Annotated in this window: 18 protein-coding genes; 7 read left to right on the forward strand and 11 right to left on the reverse strand. The window is 59.2% G+C overall.

What is annotated here, in order from left to right; all coding sequences use genetic code 11:
- Nucleotides 1-204: 204 nt before the first annotated feature.
- A complete protein-coding gene (locus tag K7A42_RS02375) occupies nucleotides 205-393 on the reverse strand; it encodes a DUF2934 domain-containing protein (protein WP_004438121.1) in 189 nt (62 codons plus the stop codon).
- Nucleotides 394-712: 319 nt separating this feature from the next.
- On the reverse strand, nucleotides 713-1549 hold the full coding sequence (locus K7A42_RS02380; protein WP_006698704.1) for a helix-turn-helix domain-containing protein: 837 nt from the start codon (nucleotides 1547-1549) through the stop codon (nucleotides 713-715).
- A 134-nt stretch (nucleotides 1550-1683) separates the two neighbouring features.
- Between K7A42_RS02380 and K7A42_RS02385 the strand changes: the two genes are divergently transcribed.
- Nucleotides 1684-2718, forward strand: coding sequence for a fatty acid desaturase (locus K7A42_RS02385; RefSeq protein WP_174151626.1), 1035 nt, complete (start codon nucleotides 1684-1686; stop codon nucleotides 2716-2718).
- 20 nt (nucleotides 2719-2738) lie between these two features.
- Nucleotides 2739-3485, forward strand: coding sequence for a phosphate/phosphite/phosphonate ABC transporter substrate-binding protein (locus K7A42_RS02390; protein WP_162719236.1), 747 nt, complete (start codon nucleotides 2739-2741; stop codon nucleotides 3483-3485).
- Between the two features lie 64 nt (nucleotides 3486-3549).
- Here K7A42_RS02390 and K7A42_RS02395 read toward each other — a convergent pair whose 3' ends face one another.
- The 6 genes from K7A42_RS02395 to K7A42_RS02420 all read right to left on the reverse strand — a co-directional run bounded on the left by K7A42_RS02395 (nucleotide 3550) and on the right by K7A42_RS02420 (nucleotide 9370).
- The gene (locus tag K7A42_RS02395; protein WP_112555466.1) at nucleotides 3550-5037 is read right to left on the reverse strand and encodes an HAL/PAL/TAL family ammonia-lyase; all 1488 of its coding nucleotides are present in this window, start codon (nucleotides 5035-5037) and stop codon (nucleotides 3550-3552) included.
- Between the two features lie 88 nt (nucleotides 5038-5125).
- Nucleotides 5126-5866 carry a histidine utilization repressor gene (hutC, locus tag K7A42_RS02400; protein ID WP_034498429.1) on the reverse strand — a complete coding sequence of 247 codons (741 nt, stop codon included), beginning with the start codon at nucleotides 5864-5866 and terminating at the stop codon, nucleotides 5126-5128.
- A gap of 100 nt (nucleotides 5867-5966) precedes the next feature.
- On the reverse strand, nucleotides 5967-6881 hold the full coding sequence (locus K7A42_RS02405; protein ID WP_022563532.1) for an ABC transporter substrate-binding protein: 915 nt from the start codon (nucleotides 6879-6881) through the stop codon (nucleotides 5967-5969).
- A 61-nt stretch (nucleotides 6882-6942) separates the two neighbouring features.
- A complete protein-coding gene (locus K7A42_RS02410) occupies nucleotides 6943-7614 on the reverse strand; it encodes an ABC transporter permease (RefSeq protein ID WP_004438136.1) in 672 nt (223 codons plus the stop codon).
- On the reverse strand, nucleotides 7611-8261 hold the full coding sequence (locus K7A42_RS02415) for an ABC transporter permease (protein ID WP_006698697.1): 651 nt from the start codon (nucleotides 8259-8261) through the stop codon (nucleotides 7611-7613). Before K7A42_RS02415 ends, K7A42_RS02410 begins: the two co-directional genes overlap by 4 nt.
- A complete protein-coding gene (locus K7A42_RS02420) occupies nucleotides 8258-9370 on the reverse strand; it encodes an ABC transporter ATP-binding protein (RefSeq protein WP_112555468.1) in 1113 nt (370 codons plus the stop codon). The genes K7A42_RS02415 and K7A42_RS02420 overlap by 4 nt, the downstream gene beginning before the upstream one ends.
- Nucleotides 9371-10015: 645 nt before the next feature.
- Here K7A42_RS02420 and K7A42_RS02425 point away from each other — a divergent pair.
- The 4 genes from K7A42_RS02425 (at nucleotide 10016) to K7A42_RS02440 (ending at nucleotide 14826) form a co-directional block, all read left to right on the forward strand.
- Nucleotides 10016-11635 carry an FAD-dependent oxidoreductase gene (locus tag K7A42_RS02425; RefSeq protein WP_112555470.1) on the forward strand — a complete coding sequence of 540 codons (1620 nt, stop codon included), beginning with the start codon at nucleotides 10016-10018 and terminating at the stop codon, nucleotides 11633-11635.
- A 112-nt stretch (nucleotides 11636-11747) separates the two neighbouring features.
- On the forward strand, nucleotides 11748-11927 hold the full coding sequence (locus K7A42_RS02430; protein WP_006698694.1) for a hypothetical protein: 180 nt from the start codon (nucleotides 11748-11750) through the stop codon (nucleotides 11925-11927).
- 78 nt (nucleotides 11928-12005) lie between these two features.
- Complete coding sequence (locus K7A42_RS02435) at nucleotides 12006-12863, forward strand: SDR family oxidoreductase (RefSeq protein ID WP_034498416.1); 858 nt, start codon at nucleotides 12006-12008, stop codon at nucleotides 12861-12863.
- Nucleotides 12864-13044: 181 nt separating this feature from the next.
- The gene (locus K7A42_RS02440; protein ID WP_112555472.1) at nucleotides 13045-14826 is read left to right on the forward strand and encodes a thiamine pyrophosphate-binding protein; all 1782 of its coding nucleotides are present in this window, start codon (nucleotides 13045-13047) and stop codon (nucleotides 14824-14826) included.
- 162 nt (nucleotides 14827-14988) lie between these two features.
- On the opposite strand, the gene K7A42_RS02445 is transcribed toward K7A42_RS02440, so the two are convergent.
- The 3 genes from K7A42_RS02445 to K7A42_RS02455 form a co-directional block, all read right to left on the reverse strand.
- Nucleotides 14989-15303 carry a plasmid stabilization protein gene (locus K7A42_RS02445; RefSeq protein WP_112555474.1) on the reverse strand — a complete coding sequence of 105 codons (315 nt, stop codon included), beginning with the start codon at nucleotides 15301-15303 and terminating at the stop codon, nucleotides 14989-14991.
- A gap of 348 nt (nucleotides 15304-15651) precedes the next feature.
- Nucleotides 15652-17247: an EAL domain-containing protein gene (locus tag K7A42_RS02450; protein WP_112555475.1), complete on the reverse strand. Its 1596-nt coding sequence runs from the start codon at nucleotides 17245-17247 to the stop codon at nucleotides 15652-15654.
- 454 nt (nucleotides 17248-17701) lie between these two features.
- Nucleotides 17702-18550 (reverse strand): LysR family transcriptional regulator, encoded by an 849-nt coding sequence (locus tag K7A42_RS02455; protein WP_044459754.1) that lies wholly within the window; start codon nucleotides 18548-18550, stop codon nucleotides 17702-17704.
- A 103-nt stretch (nucleotides 18551-18653) separates the two neighbouring features.
- On the opposite strand from K7A42_RS02455, the gene K7A42_RS02460 reads away from it, so the two are divergent.
- A complete protein-coding gene (locus K7A42_RS02460; protein ID WP_112555479.1) occupies nucleotides 18654-19988 on the forward strand; it encodes an aspartate aminotransferase family protein in 1335 nt (444 codons plus the stop codon).
- The last annotated feature ends 1 nt before the right edge of the window (nucleotide 19989 follow it).

The raw sequence follows: 19989 nt of genomic DNA on the forward strand, positions 1-19989 counted from the left end.
GTCAGGAACGTTCCCTCCCGTATGGCGACAATCTTGCAGCCAGAGGCATGGGCCATTCGGTTTCGCGAGTGAGTTATCCGATGTCGGCCGGAACAGACAAAGACCGACGGGCGCTGGTATTATCGCCCCGGAGATGAGCGACTGTTCAGGACGTTGCGCCGCTCCTGAACAGTCTGGCAGTTTTGTGGTGAAATCGAGCTTCTGTTACGTTTGCGGTGACAGGTTTTCCTCCGCTGCGCCGTCCGGGACCGGGGCGTCGACCGGACCGAATTCACTTTCCCACTCGGCACTTGCGGCATGCCACTGCTCTTCGTCCTGACCTTCCGGACGACCGGCCTGCTCCCACAGTTCGTAAGCGCGCTTCGAAATCCATTCCTCGCGATCGGTGCCCATTTCATTCTCCCTTTGAGGTGTGAAGCAATATTGTCCTGCCCCAACCTTCGCCACCAACGAAAGTTCCGGTCGCGCCGCGTGGGCATCAGGCAACCGTCACCATTGTTGTCCGCGAATATGGCGATCTCACTGAGGCGGATGACGCGCCCGGTATTGTGAGAACAGGAAGAGCCCCGGAACGGCGGAAGCAGCCGGAGCGTATGAGGATGATCCCAAAGGCGGGTATAGCGTGAACGACGCGGCGGCTCAGTCCGGATTTAGATGGCGTTGCAGACCTTGTGTCGGATGATTTCTGGACGGCGGATGCCGAGGGCTCGCTTCACGAAACTTCGAGCGTCCTGACGAAGTCGGCAGTCTGATGCGCGTGAACACGCGTGAAGCGGATCAACTCATCGAAGTGCCGCTGCATCTTTCGGATGGATTCAGCATTGTTCAGCACGAGATACATGCCGCCGACGAAAATCGCAGCGCGTTGCGATCCAAAGATCGTGTAGGGCACAGAAAACCGTTCTTTCTCATTGAACAGGAACAATCTGAACGACGGATAGAGTTCATTGATCAGGTTTGACATGTACTGAAGCTGCTCCGCACGTATCTCCCTTTTCAGTCCCCGCCACATGCCGCTCCCCTGGGCAAAGGCCTCAAGTGTCTCGCGTGGCATACACACTTCCATGTCCGTGCCGGGTTGACGATTGTAATCGAGCCTGAATGCCGTTTCGCTTGCTTGCGCCTTGACGCTTTGATGTGCGGATCTCGCCTCGAATGCGATGATCTGTGGCGTGCGGAGCAGGTCGGGAATACGGGCCGGCACGTAGCGTATCTTGGAGCCCGCGGCCTCTGCATGCCACTTCATCAGGAGGGTGTCGGTGTAGTCTTCGCCACCTTCCTCTATCTCGAAGCTCGGGCGCAGTTCGCCCATCAGCCCCGGATCGTGCGAAATGCCAAGCAGCCAGTCCAGTGAAACGGAATGACGTTCGGCAATATTCAGAAGCGTTTCAACGCGCGGCAGCCGCGCCGAGTCGCTTGATAGAAGCTGCGACAGAGCCGACCGGTCGATCCCGATCTCGGCTGCAAAGGCCGAATGACTTAATCCAGAGCGGGAAACCAGCTCCGTCAGCCTGATGCGAAACAGGTTGGAAAGCGCGCGCTTGTCCACTTTTCACCTCATTGTTTACAATTGTCACAATATTCTACTTTTTGTGATCAAAATCAACGGTTGGTAACCATGATCCCGTTGTGTACCGCGCCCTGGGGTGAAAATCTCTCATTACATTCTAATCGAGGGATATTATGAGTGACATTGCTAGTGAATCCAACGCAGTAAGCCGGCCTCGCCCGAAGTCGCTCAGGATCGAGTGGCCGACAATAGGATTGCTGATCGTCTGTTATGGTCTCTGGGCCGGCGCTGGTTACGTCCTCTATCCGCTTTATCCGTTTGCAGCGCTTGTCGTGATGGGCATCGCTATCGCGTTGCATTCATCACTTCAGCACGAGGTGCTGCATGGGCATCCGACCCGCAACGCAAGGCTCAATGAAGCGCTGGTGTTTGCCCCGCTTGGGATTTTCTATCCCTACCGCAGCTACAAGCGGACACATCTGCAGCACCATGCGGATGAGCGGCTGACGGACCCGTTCGATGACCCGGAAAGCTATTACCGCGCCATGGGCGACTGGGAGACTTTGCCTGGATTTTTAAAGACATTGCTCGGATGGAACAACACGCTTATTGGACGCCTTCTGATCGGTCCGCCGCTGATGGTCGTCGGATTCACGATATCGGAGTGGCGAAAGATCGCCAAAGGTGACCGGCGGGTCATCTATGCCTGGGTTCTGCATATGGCTGGTCTCATTCCCACGTTGCTGGCCATATCCCTGCTGTGCGGTATTCCGCTCTGGCAATATATCGGTGTCGCTGCCTATCTCGGCATTTCCATCATCGCCATCCGCTCCTATTGTGAGCACCAGTGGGCCGAGCGGCCGGACGGGCGGACGATCATCGTCGAGAACTCCGTTCTGGCCCCCCTGTTTCTCTACAACAACCTGCATTTCGTGCATCACAAGCTGCCGACTGCGGCGTGGTATAAGCTGCCATCGCTTTATAAAGCCAGACGCGCCGAATGGCAGACGATGAACGAGGGCTATGTTTTTGCCAATTACTTCGAGGTTTTCCGCGCTTTTGCATTCCGTGCGAAAGAGCCGGTAGTGCATCCCGTATTGGGACGGCCCGAATTGGTTCCCGCAACAACGGCCGTGACCTATGTGCCAACTGATTTCGTAGCCTACGTGATGCCCGATAATTTCTTGGGATCGGACGCCTCGACGTGACCTTGATAGCGGCGCTGCCGATGTATGACTGGCCGGAATTGCGTGCTGAGACCGATGCCGTGTGGGCGGGAATGCGCGTAAGATTTCTTGCGCAAGGCATCGATGCTCCCGAGCGCCTTGTCCGGCGCAACTCAGATATGCCGCCCGTTCCCGGTGGCATTCGTGATGCGGCAGGATCCGTCATCGCTCCGGATCCTGCCACGCTTGATCCTTTCTCCCTCGATCTCGCAGTCTTGTGGCGCCATCCAAACCTTCTCGTTTCCCAGACATGCTGGGGTCCTATGGAGCTTGGCCTCGAAGAACACGTCGAGGTCATCGGTCAGGGCAATTATGACGGGATCACAGGCGGCGCGGGTGCATTTTACTCAAGTGCCCTCATCGCCCGGATTGGTGAAGGCGGCTACGACGTCGCCCCGTACGAGGAAGGCGAGGCAATTCTGCCGCTCGGATTTTTCAGTCAGAAAAGGCTGGCGTTTAATGAGCACCGGTCCCTGTCCGGTTATCTCAGCCTCAAACGCGATTTACAGGCGGCCGGTCAAGGCCTCGATATGTTCCGGGAACTGGTTGAGACTGGCTCGCACCGCGCTTCGGTGATTGCCGTTGCCCACGGTGATGCCGATATTGCCGCGATTGATTGCAAATCCTGGATGATTGCCCAACGATATGAGCCGGCAGCAGCAGGCCTTCACGTTGTCGGCTGGACCGCGCGGCGCAGAGGCCTGCCCTTCATCCGCGCTAAGGGTATGGATATTAAACTCGCGATGTGACGGAGAAGCTGGAAACAGTGTGGCCGTCAATCGGTTTTGCATGTGCCTGTAGCGCCGCCTGATATCAGTTTGGCGGCGTGTTTTGCGACATAAGGGATCGGATAGCCTCGATGTCCGCCGAGGGCGGCCGGTCATCCGAGTAAGGGGCGACATGGGTGCGGAGCAGGCCGTAGAGCGCGTCGGTACCGGGCGCCCTTGCCGCAACGGATTGAATGAAATCATGCGCCTGTGTCGCCGCCATCCATTCTATCGACAGGATATATTCGGCATTTTCGATAATTGCGAGGAGCTTGTTGGCGGCGGCGGTTGGATGGGCCAGGAAGTCTTCTTGCAGAGCGGAGGTCAGCCCGCCATCGGTGGAAGCGGGCGCCGCAAGGCGCCGGTTTTCGTTGGACAGCGCAGCTGCGGTATATTGCGCGATCATGAAACCGGAATGGCTGCCGGGATCGGAAGCGAGAAATGGAGGAAGCCCGCTCACCAGAGGGTTGACGAGCCTGTCAATCCGCCGTTCGCTCATCGCCGCGATCTGGGAGAGTGCGATGGCAAGACTATCGGCTGCCTGTCCAAGGGCCGGGGCCACCGCGTGAGCCTGCGACCATACGATGGGCTCTTCCGGTGACCCGGCGAGCGCCGGATTGTCTGTCACGGAGGCCAGTTCTCGGTCGATGATGGTCGCGCAGCTATCGAACACATCGCGTGCGGCGCCATGCGCGTGGGGAACGGCGCGCAGGCTGAGGGCATCCTGTGTGCGCTTGCCAAGCGACGCTTCGATGAGACCGCTGCCTTCAAGACGCGTCCTGAGGGCTTTTCCCACCGTTGCCATGCCCGGTGAGGAGCGTAGCGAGAGCACGGCTTCTCCGAAGGCCGACATCTGGCAACCGACCGCTTCCAGCGTCAGCGCGGCAATAGCATCCGCCCAATCAAGCAGCCGTGCTGCGCGTGCCAGAGCGACACTGGAGAGGCCCGTCGCACATGACGTGCCATTGACGAGGCTCAAACCTTCCTTGGCGCCAAGAACGAGCGGTTGAAGGCCCATTTCCGCCAAAGCGTCCCGACCGCTGAATGATTTGCCACCGAGCTTTGCCCTGCCTTCGCCAATCAACACGAGCGCAATATGGGCATTATGTATCAAATATCCGGCTGACCCTTTTGAGGGCACATCAGGGATACAGTCGCATTCCAGGAACCTCGTCAGATGGGCAACGATCTTCCTGCGGACACCGGAGTAACCATGGGCGAAATTGGCTATTTGTGAGGCAATGATTGCGCGTACCTCGTGACGGCCAAGCAATGGGCCGACACCGCAGGCGTGACTGAGAACGATACTGCGGGAAAGCTTTCCTTGGGCAGCGCGATCGACCACCGTGTCAGCCAGAGCGCCAACACCGGTGTTGACGCCATAGGCACGGATACCATTTTCAACGATGCCGTCGACAATTCGGCTTGCCCTTTCGATCCGCCGGTAGGCTTCGTCCGAAAGGACGAGATGATCGCCTTGGCTCACAAGGGCGACATCGTGCCAGCTCAGGGCCTTGTCCAGCATGACCGTCATGAGGTTCTCCTCGGGGAACGCCGTCTAGACGGAAGACGACGACATTGTGTTGCCATTGACTGATCCGGTTTGTACGCCTGCCTGTGTATCAGGTGCTGTACAGGCGGTAGCGGCTTCCGGGATAGAGCAGGCGCACCGACGAGATGACGCCAACGTCAGACCATGTCCGGCGTCGCACCAGAAGGCAGGGCTCTGCTTTGGAGATCGCCAAAAGCTTGCATTCCCAAGGCTGCGCCGTCACGGCCTCGATATGTTGTTCAGCCCTGATGATCGGTGCCACGGCGGTGAGATAGCCGTTCGGCGTTCTGGTGCTGAAGTCCTGATTGACGTAATCCGGGACGATCCCGTGGTTTACGAAACGATCTTCGATCTGCATCGGGACGGAATCTTCCGCGTGGACGATAATCGAATGAGCAACCGTCGCGCCCACATCGACAGAGAGCGCTTCGGCGAGTTCGGCATCGCATGTCTCCATGCGAAGCAGAACGATCTTTGCCGTATGAATGCCGCCATTCTGGTTGATCTCGTCGGCAATATTGGGAACACTTTGGAATTGGGACGTTCGCTTTTTACTTGCAACGAACGAGCCTTTGCCTCGGACACGAACCAGAAATCCTTCGTCCGCGAGTTCGCGCAGCGCCCGGTTGGCGGTCATGCGGCTGACACCGAGCATGTCCACCAGTTCATTCTCCGATGGTACACGCTGGCCGATCGACCATTCGCCCGTTTCGACGCGGCTGCGAACGTAGTCCTTGAGTTTGACGTAAAGCGGCGGGGAAATTGCCGCTTCATCCTGCCGATTTTCGACCTGTTTCTTTACCGTGTGCATGGGTTCCAAGTCGCTTGGTCGTCACAGCCCGAAATCTCGGCGTCTGACATAGGGAAATGCATGTATGCGGGTATGGGTGTGCCATACCCGCAAATGATGGTCAGTTCAACTTGTGGGCCGTGAGCCACTCTTCGGCGACGACGTCGAAGCTGTCATGATTGGCCAGTCGACCGTTCATGACGATGAGATCCTTGGTGGTCAAGGCTGCGGATACGGCGTTGAGCGTCGTTGTTACGACATCGCTGACTTTTGGCGTCGCGATAACCGGGACGATGTTCTGTGCCGGGAAGAGGTTCTTCACATCTTCAAGAATGATGAGATCATTGGCGGCAATGGCGGGATCCGTCGAGAAAAGGTTTGCCGCCTGTACCTGATCGTTCACCAGCGCAGACAGCGTCAAGGGACCGCCGACATCGAGCGACTTGAAGGACTTGAACTCCAGGCCGTAAATGTCCTTGAGGCCGATGATGCCTTCTTTACGGGTTTTCCATTCCGGCGGACCGCCGAGCACCAATTCTGAGGCGACCGGTGCCAGATCGGCAATTGTCTTCAGCTTGTATTTCTCGGCGGTTGCGCGTGTCACGGCGACGCCGTCCGAGTCCTGTGCTTCAGATGGCGTCAGCATCGACACGCCCTTTGGCAGAGCGGCCTTGAGCGCAGCCGCCACGTCCGCCGGTGCGTGCGCGGTGGCGTTTTTGTCGAGATAGCTCAGCGTCGCACCCGCATATTCGGGCAGGAGATCGATCGAGCCGTCGAGCAGGGCAGGGATGTAGACCTCACGGCTGCCGATGCTGAGTTTCGTCTCCACCTTGATGCCCTTTGCAGCAAGCGCCTTGGCGTAGATGGTCGCCAGAAGCTGGCTTTCGGGGAAGTCGGCAGAGCCGACGATGATGGTCGAGGTGTCCGTTCGCGCCGCCGGAGCCGCGCCCAGCGGGTCGGTCTGGCCGAACGATGTGGTCGCCGAAAGCGCCATGAAGGCCAATGCGCCAGCGGCTTTTAAAATCCTGAATGCCATGCAGCTGCTCCTCTTGTTTTTTACTGGGTGAAAATGCGTCGGTCTTTCGGGCATGTCGCGCCTAATGGCGGCGCGTCAGTCCGGGTGAGATCGTCAGCTTCGAGATGATGCCTATCGTCAGGTCGACGGCCAGCGCCAGAGCGCCAACAAGCACGGCGCCCGCTGCCATCTGATAATAGTCGTTTTGCGCCCGCCCATCGATGATCAAGCGGCCCAGTCCGCCGAGTGACACGTAAGCGGCGATCGTTGCGGTTGAAATGATTTGCAATGTCGCGCTGCGCAGACCGGAAAAGATCAGCGGCAGTGCGCATGGCAGTTCCACGTCGAAGAGAATGTCGAGCGGGCGTTTGCCCATGCCGCGCGCCGCATCGACCGCGGCCGGATCAACCGCCGCCACGCCGGCATATGTGCCATTCATGATGGGCGGCACCGCCAGAAGCACCAGAACGACGATGCTGGGGAGAATAAAGGCCATGTCTGACGAAAAGACGGGTCCGAACAGGATTACCAGCAGAACGATCAGGCCAAGGCTCGGAAGTGCACGCAAGGCATTGGCAAGACCGGCGATCAGGAAAACGCCACGGCCGGTGTGTCCGACATAGAGGCCGACCGGCAGGCCGATCAGGCACGCAAAAAAGAGGGCGATGGAACTATACACCAGGTGCTGCACAATAAGCGCGAAGACACCGTCATTGCCGGTCCAGTGTGCCGGGTTTGAAAACCAGTCGATCATCTTTCAGCACCTCCAGCCTGCCAAGGTGTGAGACGACGCGCGATGAAAAGCACAATGCCATCCAGAAGGACCGCCAGAACAATACACAGGATAATGCCTGCAATGATCGGTGTCAGAAAGCGCAGTTGCAGTCCCTGTGTGAAAAGCAGGCCGAGCTGGGGTGTCCCCACGAGCGCCGCGACCGAGACGATGCTGACATTCGAAACCACGGCTACGCGCAGGCCCGCTGCAATCACGGGAACGGCGAGGGGAAGTTCGACGAAGAGCAGACGGTGCATGGGGCGATACCCCATGGCATTTGCGGCCTGGACAACATCCGGCGACACCGACTCCAGTCCGTCGCTGACGGTTCGCACCAGAAGAGCCAGCGCATAGATCGTCAGCGCGACGACGACGTTCAGAGGATCGAGGATGCGTGTACCCAACACGAGCGGCAGAAGGACGAAGAGCGCCAGCGAAGGAATGGTGTAAAGCAGCCCGGCTGCGCCGAGCATTGCAGAGCGAAAAAGACCTGCCCGCTGCGCGAGCCATCCGAGGGGCAGCGCCAGGATGAGTCCGATCACAACGGGGATGACGGAAAGCCATACGTGCCAGGCGAACAGTTCGGCGATGCGGCCGGATTCGCGGTATAACCAGTCGAACCTCATGACCTCGTCCCCTGACGGCCGTTGCGCGCGGCCTCAATCGCGGCCACAACATCAGGCAAGGTCACAGTGCCAACGAGTTCGCCGGACGGCCTCACAATAACGCCCCGGCCTGAAGGTGAACTGAGCGCCGCGTCGAGGACGTGGCGCAGGCTGCTCCCCTCGACAGCGAGGGTCCCGCTGAGATTAAGGTCGCCTTCGCGCACGGTATTTCCGGTGCTTTCAACGTCCACCCAGCCGAGCGGACGATTTGCGGCGTCGGTTATCAGGACCCAACGGTCTGTGGCAATCTGACGGAGTGACTCGGGACTGGTGCCGAGGGGCGCCGTCGGCTCCTTGCCGAGAGAAATGCCTTCCTTGAACTCGGCGAAACCGAGGATCCGGTAGCCGCGATCGCGGCCGATGAAGTCTGCGACGAATTCATCCGCCGGCCGCGCAAGCAACTCCTGTGGCGTGGCAATTTGCGCCAGCGTACCGCCGGTGCGCAGCACCGCCACCTGGTCCCCAAGTTTCAGTGCCTCGTCGATATCATGTGTCACCATGATGATGGTTTTGCCGATTTCGCGCTGAAGACGCAGGAATTCATCCTGTAACTGCGCGCGAACGACCGGATCGACCGCACTGAAGGGCTCGTCCATCAACATGAATTTCGGATCCGACGCCAAAGCCCGGGCAACGCCAACACGCTGTTGCTGTCCACCGGATAGCTGCCACGGGTACCGATCGGCAAAGGCAGCCGACAGTCCTACGCGCTCCAGCAGATCGTGCGCGGTGCGAAGCGCCTGCTGCTTGGGGGTGCCGTTCAGGCGCGCTGTCGTCGCGATATTCTGCACCACCGTTCGATGGGGAAAGAGACCAGCGTTCTGGATGACGTACCCTATCCGACGCCGCAGCAGCGCTACGTCCATCTTGTCCGTGGGTTCGCCGTCAAGAAGGATCGACCCGGACGAAGGCGTGATCAGCTGGTTGATCATGCGCAGCGATGTGGTCTTGCCGCAGCCTGAGGGGCCAACGAAAATGGTCAATTTTCCTGTCGGCGCGGTGAGCGACAACCTGTCTACAGCCGTTGTCGCGCCACGATAATGCTTGCTGACCTGATCGAACGTTATCACGCACACAATCCTCTGTAGCCGGGGTTTTTGACCACCCTCTATTGCTGCCCTCAAGTTGTCTATACAATCACGAAGCTTTCGATTTCGCAAGCGGGTGTGCCTAAAGATTTCGCGTGTCGCGATTTTGATAATTCTTTGGGCGATTTGCGTGGGGTGTGGGGAACGTGACCGTTTGAAATTGAAAGAGAAATCGCCCCGCACTGTCTTTCGCCCAAGTCGGTGGAAAGGGGGCTGCCCCAGTTAGCAATCACGATGTCGAGAAAAAATTCTGCGCGGGCTGAGCGCGGGGCGACGGTTAACGCTGGCTTCGTTTCGGAAACTCAGCGGCAGACATGTGTGTTGCCGGTGAATGATGCCGCTCGCACCGTTCCCGTAGATAAGCCGCTGGAAGCTCGCGCCCGGGTCGTGGCCCGTTGGCTGGAACGGCGCGGCTTTGAAATTGCTCTTCATCTGCATGGTTCCGAAGCCGCTGCCGCATTAGCTCTTCTCTCGCACTCGGGTTTGCGTCCCGCGAGCTCTCTGGCTAGCCTGTACGGCGCTCCCGCCCGGGGGGCGAGTGGCGCGAAGTGAACGGTGAAAACTTGGCGTTGCAAGGCACCCCCCACCTTCCGTTAGTGTGGAAATGATCCGTGGAAGCGAGGGGTGATGGTCGAATACAATCCGGGCGCGTCTTCGATATCGTTTCAGGTTTGCGTTATTGGGGCGGGGCCGGTCGGGCTCGCGCTTGCCTTTGCCCTCGAAAGACAGGGCGTAAGTGTTCTGCTGGTGGAGGCGGGCCGAAATGGTCATGATGGACGGCTTGCCAGCATTACAAACCACCACCATGCGCCTCTGGCTTCTTCAACGGCAGGAGGGCTTGGCGGGACCACGTCACTGTGGGGCGGGCGTTGCGTGCCGTTCGATGACATTGACTTTCTCGAGCGTGCGCATGTTCCCAATTCCGGGTGGCCGATCGGTCATGAGAGTATAAGCCGCTATTATGCCGATGCCCTGCACTTTCTGAATGTCAGGGCTTCGGCTCTGTCGCCGGGCGTCGGTGCTTCACCGGCGGGAGATATCCATCTTGACTCTATCGAGTGGTGGAGCAGCCAGCCGGACCTTGGCGTGACATGCCGGGAGCGAATTGAAAAATCCCGTTTGATACATTTTCTTTCGGATACATCCGCAACGACAATCGATGTCGACGCCACGGGGGCGGTTACGGATGTCCGGCTCAGCAACGGGCATGGCGACATGCGTGTTCCGGTAACGATGCTTGTGCTGGCCTGCGGCGGCGTGGGCAATGTCCGCTTGCTTCACGAACTACGCAAGAAACAGCCCGAGCGTATTTCTCCGACGCTCGGGCATTATTATCAAGGCCATCTCACCGGTTATATTGCCGTGATCGAGCTTGAGAATGACGCCACGGTGGAACAGCTGTCTTTTCAAAGAGCGCCTTCCGGCGGAATTTTCCGTCGAAGGTTCCAGCTTTCCGGGGATGTCCAGCAGCGTCTGGGTCTGCTCAATTCCGTCTTCTGGCTTGATACCATCTCCATATCGAACGCGATTCACCATTCTGCCGGTCTTTCCGCCCTCTTTCTCGCCCTGCAATTAACCGGACTTTATGGTCTGCTGGCCAAGGGCAAGGCCGCAGGGTCCCGCCTGAGCACAGGCGTTCGTTATCGCGAGCATTTCCGGAATCTGGTCCCTACATTGTCGGCTTTTCGCGATCTGCAGGCCACAGTCGGCCAGCTCCTCCGCCGCCGCGATCGCAATAAACCGCTCGTGAATCCGGCACGGCGCTATCTCCTGCGTTATCACGCAGAGCAGATACCTGATCACGCCAGCACGGTTCTGCCGCCTCCCGCCGGCGTGGAAGATCGGCCCGCCGCTGTTGCGATAGACTATCGGGTCAGCGAGGAAGATCTTGAGTCGATCGAAAAATCCCATGCCTTTTTGGATCAGTGGCTGCGGGAAAATGGGGTAGGGAAGCTCGACTTTCTACACCCCTCTTCGGAGCGGCGGCAGGCTCTTCGTGTTCAGGCCTATGACGGGTTCCATCAGATCGGCTTGACCCGGATGGCCGCAACAGCCGATGCGGGCGTGGTCGACAGTGACTGCAAGGTCCACGGTATCGCCAATCTCTATGTCGCCGGGAGCTGCGTGTTCCCGACGGGCGGGCACGCCAATCCCACCTTGCCGGCCGTGGCGCTTGCCATGCGGCTTGCCGACCATCTGGGCCAAAAGCTCAAGGGCCGCGAGCCAGCGTTCCACGCCGGTCCCTGAAATACGTCCTCACGAAATGTTAAATCTCGGAACTCCTTTCGGGCCGCGCAGTTCGACTGGTGCGGGCCATGAGGCGCGCGAGTGATAAATCACCAACATGAGGAGACATACCATGGCAAATCAGGGTGGTACGCACGAACAGCACGTGAAAGCAGGCCAGCAGAGCCATAAAGGCAGCGATAAGCGTTCGCAGTCTGCATCGGCCTCCGGCAGCGGTGACAACGGCAAAACCCGCGGCGGCACGCATGAGCAGCATGTGAAGGCCGGCCAGCAGAGCCATAAAAACTCCTAGTGACTACCGATAGCCGAAAGATCCCCGCGCACGCCGCGGGGATTTCTTTGTTTATTTTGTGAAAGACAGGAAAGCTCCATGACCGGTTACCCGCAGCCCCCTTTTCCAGAACAGCAACAGAAAATCCCAGGCCGTACCAATGAGATGTCACCTGTTCCTGATCATGGTGAAAAGACCTATGTCGGGTCTGGCCGACTGGAAGGAAAAAAGGCGATCATTACCGGCGGCGACAGCGGTATCGGACGGGCAGTCGCCATCGCTTATGCGCGCGAGGGCGCCGATATATTGATAGCGTATCTCGACGAACACGATGACGCTGAAGAAACGAGGCGTCTGGTGGAGGAAGCCGGACGCAGGGCGGTTCTGGTGGCGGGCGACATCCAGTCATCCTCCCATTGCCGCCAGATTGTCGAGAAGGCCCGTACGGAACTGGGCGGCATCGACATCCTTGTCAACAACGCGGCCCATCAAAACACCTTCACCGAAATAGAAGACATCAGTGACGACGAGTGGGAGATGACTTTTGCCGTCAATATCCACGCAATGTTCTACCTGACAAAGGCAGCCGTTCCACATATGAAGGCCGGGGCGGCAATCATCAACACCGCCTCCGTCAATTCCGACAGTCCCAATCCGACTCTCCTTGCTTATGCGACCACGAAGGGCGCGATCCAGAATTTTACGGCTGGCCTGGCGCAGCTGCTGGCGGAAAAAGGCATCCGGGCGAATGCGGTCGCGCCCGGTCCGATCTGGACACCCCTCATACCGTCCACCATGCCCGCGGAAAAAGTAGCCGAGTTTGGCAAGCAGGTGCCGATGAAGCGCCCGGGCCAGCCGGCCGAATTGGCGACAACCTATGTCATGCTGGCTGATCCTCTTTCGAGCTATGTGTCCGGCGCAACCATAGCCGTGACCGGCGGCAAGCCGATCATCTGAACCCGGTGGGCAAGCCGTGTGGAGGGGCGCGTGCCTGGGCGACGGGTCAGCTGCCTTGGGGCTCGCTTCGGCCGCGGCGATGACCCCGACAGCGTCGTATCGTGGAGCCGAATACGACTCTCTTGGAAAATGAGCATCCCGACGGCAATCGGTGGGGTGCGACAGGAGCGAGGAACGGACAATGACCACAGCAGCCGATATTCTGGTGGAGACATTGATCGAATGGAACGTCGATACCGTCTTCGGTCTTCCGGGCGATGGTATCAATGGCGTGATGGAAGCGCTGCGCAAGCGTCAGGACGCCGTAAGGTTTATCCAGACCCGGCATGAGCAGTCTGCGGCCTTCATGGCGACGGCCTACGCCAAATGGACGGGAAAGCTGGGGGTCTGTCTCGCGACCTCGGGACCCGGCGGCACCAATCTGCTGACAGGCCTCTATGATGCCAAACTCGATCAGGTTCCTGTCCTTGCGATCACCGGGATGCAATATCATGACCTAGTCGAAACCTTTACGCAGCAGGATGTTGACCTGACACGGGTCTTTGAAGATGTCAGCGTCTACAATACTGTTGTCAGCGACGCGGCACATATGGAAAATGTCGCCAGCCTTGCCTGCCGCACCGCTCTCGCCCGCCGCGGTGTGGCGCATCTTTCGGTCGCCAACGACACGCAGGAGAAGCCGGCCGAAGAGGAAGGCCGATCCCGGCGAAACCTGCCGAGGCACGTTCCGAATGAATGGTTCTCTTACCGCCACGAACCCGCTGACAATCTTGTCCGAGAGGCCGCTGGCTTGCTCAACGACGGAAAAAGGGTGGCTATCCTGGCCGGGCGCGGTGCTATCGAAGCGCGCGACCAGCTGAAGCAAAGCGCGGAACTGCTGGGCGCACCGGTGGCGAAGGCGCTTCTCGGCAAGGCGGCCTTGGATGATGACGACCCATACACCACCGGCGGTATCGGTATCCTGGGCACTGCACCATCCCAGGAAATCATGAAAAACTGCGACACGTTGCTGATTGTCGGATCGACTTTTCCCTATATCGAATTTTACCCTGATCCCCGGGCAGTCAAGGCAGTCCAGATCGATCTCGACCCGCAACGCATTGGGCTTCGTCATCCGGTGCAGTGTGGCCTTGTGGGCGATGCGGGCGACATATTGCGCCGCCTGAACGCCATGCTGGACAAAAAGGGCGACCGGTCTTTTCTTGAAGCCGCACAGGACCAGATGCGCGGGTGGCGTGATCAGATGGCGCTTCTCACCTCGGACCGCTCGCACCCATTGAAGCCACAGCCGGTGGCTCATGCCTTTGGGCGACGCATGGGTTCGGACGCAATGCTCGTGACCGACTCAGGCCAGAATACCGAGTTGGCGGCGCGCCACATCGATCTTAGGACCACAAACGCCTTTTCCGTTTCGGGTGCACTCGCCTCGATGGCCTCCGGTTTGCCCTATGCCATTGCCGCAGGGCTGGCGTGTCCCGGCCGACATGTGCATGCGGTTGTGGGCGACGGCGGCCTTGCAATGCAACTGGGCGAATTTTCCACCGCCGTGCGGCATCGCCTGCCGCTCAGGATCCTGGTCATATGCAATGGAATGTTGAACCAGATCGCCTGGGAGCAGATGATGTTCCTCGGCCACCCGCAATTCGCCTGCGAACTCGCGCCGATCGACTTTGCCGCGGCGGCAGATGCAATGGGGGGAAGAGGTTTCACGATCTCCACATTTGATGAGATCGAGCGGGTTCTTGACGAGGCGTTCGCGGTGGAAGGACCGGTCATTATCCAGGCCAATGTCGATAGATACGAACCGATGATGCCACCGAAAATGCCGAAGGATTACGCAGCAAACTTCAAGAAGGCTCTACCGGAAACCTCTGGCCATCAGCGGATCGAAGAAAACATCGCGCGCGAACCGCTGCTGACGATGATGCGGGGCGGAGAGAACGCTGAAACCGACGGGGACTGATCGGTGCCGGTTGGGAAGGCAGGTGACCGCCCTTGGCTGATTGTTCAGCCACGCAAGCCTCCTGAACGGTTTCCCCGGCATTCATGTTGCACGCATCGGATGTCATGACGTCATGGACGTCATCAGCGCCTCTGGTTGGCGAACACACGATCGGTTTACGGTTCAATGGTGTGCATGCTGTTCATTGCGCTTGCGGGTGGCCGCAGCCTTCTTGGCGGAGGCGGACCGTTCGGCCTTGGGTCTCGCAGCCGCGGCCTCGCCGCCCTTGCGGCCACCCTTTTTCGATGGCGCGTGGTTTTCCGCGTGTCCGCGGCCGGCGCCGGATTTCTTGCCACCGCCGCTCTCCTCGTTCACCGTGGCCCAGGCCCTGCGTTCGGCCTCTTTTTCGGGTACGCCACGATCCTCATATCCTTCTTCGATATGTTCGGCCTTGCGCTTCTGCTTGTCCGTGTAGGACGATTTGTCGCCGCGAGGCATCGCGTTTCTCCTGTTGTTGAACCGCCCCTAACCCGCCTCGCCAGATGATGTTCCCGCCGGCTGAGGTTCGCGCTTTTCTCTCAGGGTATCAATTGCTGCCCCTGGGATGCGGATGAAGTCAAAAAACGCCTGTCAGGGAACAATTGCCGCAGTGCCCGGTTCGAGAGCGGCCCGTCCGATGGGCTGTGTGGCCAAGCGCTCCGAAACTGCCCCTGGCTTGGTCACCGTGGACGACCTCCCCAACTGGCCTCCTCCAAGATGCTTTTGGGGAGGTCTCTTTTTGAGATATTGCAGTTTCAACCTGTGTTGCCTGCCAGCCCGGGATTCGACCTCGCACACGACCATGTCCTACTTGCCCGCCGCCTTGATGATTTCGGGAGAGGCGCCGTATTTCTGCTTCGTGTGACGGTGGTAGGCAAGGAATTCGCTGGCGGGAAGCGCTTTCGCAAACAGCCATCCTTGACCGAAATCCACACCCTGACCTTCCAGATAGTCCCGCTGGTCTTCCGCCTCGATACCTTCTGCCACGGTGAACAGGCCAAGCGCTTTCGCCATGCCGATGATGTGTGATGTGACCGAACTCGTTGCGGTGTCTTTGCCCACCGTGTCGACAAAGGATTTGTCTATCTTCAACGCGTCCAGGGGAAGGCCCTGCAAATATTGAAGGCTGGAGTAGCCGGTTCCGAAATCGTCGATCGCCACCGAATGGCCGCGCTGGCGCGCCTCGGCAAGAGTGACCTTTGCCGCGTTGATGTCGATGAAGCCGCGCTCGGTGGCCTCAAGCCAGATCTGCTCGGGCCGGATGTCCGTATGCCGAAGCTTGCTGGCGATGACCGCGAGAACACGCCCAGACTTGATATCGTCGGCGCAGAGATTAATGGCGATGTGCAGGGTTCGGTCCTCGACAAGCACCTTGCGAAGATCGGCAATGACGGCGTCGATGACCTGATCGGTGATCGGCATGATCAGGCCGCTTTCTTCCGCCAGGGGGATAAACAGGTCGGGGCGGACAAGCGTACCGTCCGGCCGCCTCCATCGCACCAGCGCTTCCGCCCCCACGCAGATGCCCGTCTTCAATTCCACGATCGGCTGGTAATGAACGATGAATTCCCGTTTGCGAACGGCGATCTCGAGCTCCGCGAGTGGCGACAGGCGCCTCTTCGACAACCATGCCACGATGCCGACCACAAAGGTCGCGACAATTGCCCCGGCGGGAAGAAACAAGATCCGTTCACGCCGCACCTGCTCTGCGACGTTGGAACGTGGCTCCATCGCAATCGCCACCAGATCGTCACGGCGGCTGACAGCATAGATGGTGTCTTCCGTCATGCCCTTTTCGGGCTTGCCGAGCGGTGCCGGCACCAGGGCGCGGTCAGGTGCATTCAGTTCATTTATCAAAATGCCCCGGTCGTTCGTAAGAGCCAGGGACATGCTGTCATCCATGAGGATGTCGACAAAACGCGAGGGTTTGACAAGTGCGCCGTGCGCGCCGTGGTGAAGGGCGATCATCCGTGTGCCGCGACTGGCGCTTGGCTCCACGCGAATAGCCACCTCTAATCCCTGCCCGGTCGTAAAATCGATCGGCGATTGGCGTATCGTTTCCTGGGTGGCTCCCCAGGAGGTGCATTTCAGGACGCCGTTTTCGAAATATCCGATTTCTTCCACTGAGGGTGCATTTATCGTCAGTCTGCGCATCAGTTCTATGTGGTCGTTGGAACAGGAAGGCAAGCGGGCAGCCTCCACCTCATCGAGCGCATTCTCTGCGTCCCGGAACGTGTCCGACGCCCGTTGAATAGCCTGATCGGCAAGCGTCTTCAAAATGTCCTGATCCTTCCTGACCGCGATGATCCATGATGCGTAGGCCATGGTGGCGATCGGTATCATCGCGCCGAGAAGCCCCAGAATTATTCCAGTCGTGATGACGCGGTTTCGTCTTGTTTCCATCACCGGTCCCTCGGCATGTGCAATGCTGGCCCCATAGCCATCAACCCCATGAGATATTCCTGCCGCAGATGGTCGCCTGCCGACGTGCACCCGGAAGGGGCGTCCGAAGGTTTGACCAGATGGCTGCCCTGATCGCTGGATACACGTTTTCGTTGAGCGGGTCTTGATCCGATCTGATCCCTCGACGCAATTTCCAAGCTCTGTCGGAGTTATCTCAACGATCCGGCCTGCCGTTACGCCGGATTCTTACGGGTGGTTTCTCGGGCTTTGTTAAGGGTCGCTGTTCATCTGAGGTTCATGTGCAGGAGGCGAATTTGTCTCCGGTCGCTCCGCCAAGCGGCACGATAGAGGCTCGTTGTTTGAAAAGAACAACGGGCCTCTTTTGGCTCTCGGGCAAAACTGCATTGCGTTCATCCAAAAGCCGCGCGAATGCGGTGGCCTTGGGTGGAATGTTTCAAGGGGTCAACCTTGGAAGAACGGCACGGATGTGGTCACCCAAGGCCCTGGCTGCAGGGGAGCTCTGCGGGCCGGAGCATTCGATTGCTATGCCGATTGTCGGCAGCGGAGGCAGCCAGCTTTTAACGACGTGCAGATCCGGTGGAACAGCGGTTCTCGTGAGCACGCTGATGGCATGGCCGGATCGCGCAATTGCGATGAGGCCCGCTAGGCTGTTGCTGGCAAAGGCGATCCTGTAGCGGCGATTGGCTGTTTCCATGGCGTTGCACGCCGCGCGATGATCCAGCGTCGCCGGTGCCGAAAGAGCGAGCGGCAGCACATCCTTGGCAAGAAGTTCCGTGTCCGGCCTGTCCGCCACCCAGACGAAGCTTTCCCTTCGAAGAACCTCGGAGTGATCCGGTTCCGAGCGCGAAACCAGCGCCATGTCGATCTGACGGCGCTGAAGGAGAGGGCGCAGCTCTATCGTCGGCGCGCAGACCATACGCAAATCCACTTCCGGATAGGTGGCGCAGAAGCCCCTGAGCAATTCGGGAAGAAAGGCGATGGAATAATCTTCGGGACATCCGAGGCTAACCGTGCCCTGGACGGTTGCGCCGTTCATGTCGGCGAGGATTTCGTCATGACGAGCAAGCAGGGTGCTGGCATGGGCCAGCAGTTTTTCGCCCGCCGCCGTCACCCGTACGCCCGCACCGGTTCGTTGCAGCAACGGTTGCCCCACCTGTTCTTCCAGCCGCTGCATCTGTGTGCTGAGCGCCGATTGCGTGCGCCCCACCTGCGTCGCTGCGGTGCTGATGGAGCCTGCGCGGGCAACGGTGACAAAGTTCTTCAGGAGTGTGAGATCAAGCATGGCGATATCAAAATTATCTATATCCGCTTGAAATACTATCAATTGGACTGTCGCTGCAAGAGCCTGTTATCGTCCGGCAAAATCAAACACAGGGAACCTCGGCATGGACGATCTTTCGAAGAACTTCACATCGTTGAATGAGGAGCCGGCCTTCTGGGCGGCGGCCAACAGACATCTCACCCGTTATGGGCCTGCCTTCGAGGAGATCATTGTTGAGCGGGCCGAGGGGAGTTTCGTTTATGATGCGGATGACCGTGCCATCCTCGATTTCACCTCCGGCCAGATGAGCGCCCTGCTCGGGCACACCCATCCCGACATCGTCGCCACCGTCAACCGGCAGATGGCGTCGGTTGCGCATCTGTTTTCCGGGATGTTGTCCCGTCCCGTGGTCGAGCTCGCGGCGAGGCTGGCAGCCCTCGCGCCCGGTCTCGACCGGGTACAATTGCTGACCACGGGCGCCGAATCCAACGAGGCGGCCATCCGTATGGCGAAGCTCGTCACCGGTGGTCACGAGATCGTCGCTTTCGCCCAGAGCTGGCACGGAATGACCGGCGCAGCGGCTTCCGCGACCTATAGCGCCGGCCGCAGGGGCTATGGCCCTGCAACGGCTGGCTCGCTCGTCATCCCCGCACCGAACGCCTATCGTCCGCGTTTCAGGAATTCTGATGGATCGAATGACTGGAAGGCGGAGCTTGATGACGCCTTCGAACTGATCGACCGCCAGTCCACCGGCAATCTTGCCGCTTTCATTGCCGAACCAATTCTGTCGAGCGGTGGCATCCTCGAATTGCCCGTCGGCTATCTTGCTGCCCTCAAGAAGAAGTGCGTCGAGCGCGGCATGCTGCTCATCCTCGATGAAGCCCAGACAGGGGTCGGAAGGACCGGGCACATGTTCGCCTTTCAGCAGGATGGCGTTACACCCGACATCATGACGCTTTCAAAAACGCTGGGCGCCGGCCTCCCGCTCGCCGCGGTAATGACCAGCGAGGAGGTGGAGCAGAAAGCCTTTGAGAGAGGTTTTCTCTTCTATACGACGCACGTGTCGGATCCGTTGCCTGCGGCTGTCGGCGTTACGGTTCTCGACGTGGTGGCCCGCGATGGCCTTGTCGCGCAGGCAATCGCCCGTGGCAACCGCCTGAAGGAAGGCCTTCTTTCACTTCAACAGCGGTTCGAATGTGTCGGCGACGTGCGCGGCCGCGGGCTTCTGCTGGGGCTTGAGGTCGTGGCCGACAGGCATACGAAAGCGCCCGGTTTCGAGCTGGGCGCCCGCATCATGCAGGAGGCGATGCTGCGAGGGCTCAGCATGAACATCGTCAAACTGCCCGGCATGGGCGGTGTTTTCCGCATTGCGCCGGCGCTCACCGTATCCGATGCCGAGATCGACCTTGGGCTGGAAATACTGGCGGACTCAATCGAATCCGCCCAGGCGACGCGGTAGC

It is taken from the genome of Agrobacterium sp. InxBP2, assembly GCF_026191755.1.
Taxonomy (GTDB): Bacteria; Pseudomonadota; Alphaproteobacteria; order Rhizobiales; family Rhizobiaceae; genus Agrobacterium; species Agrobacterium pusense.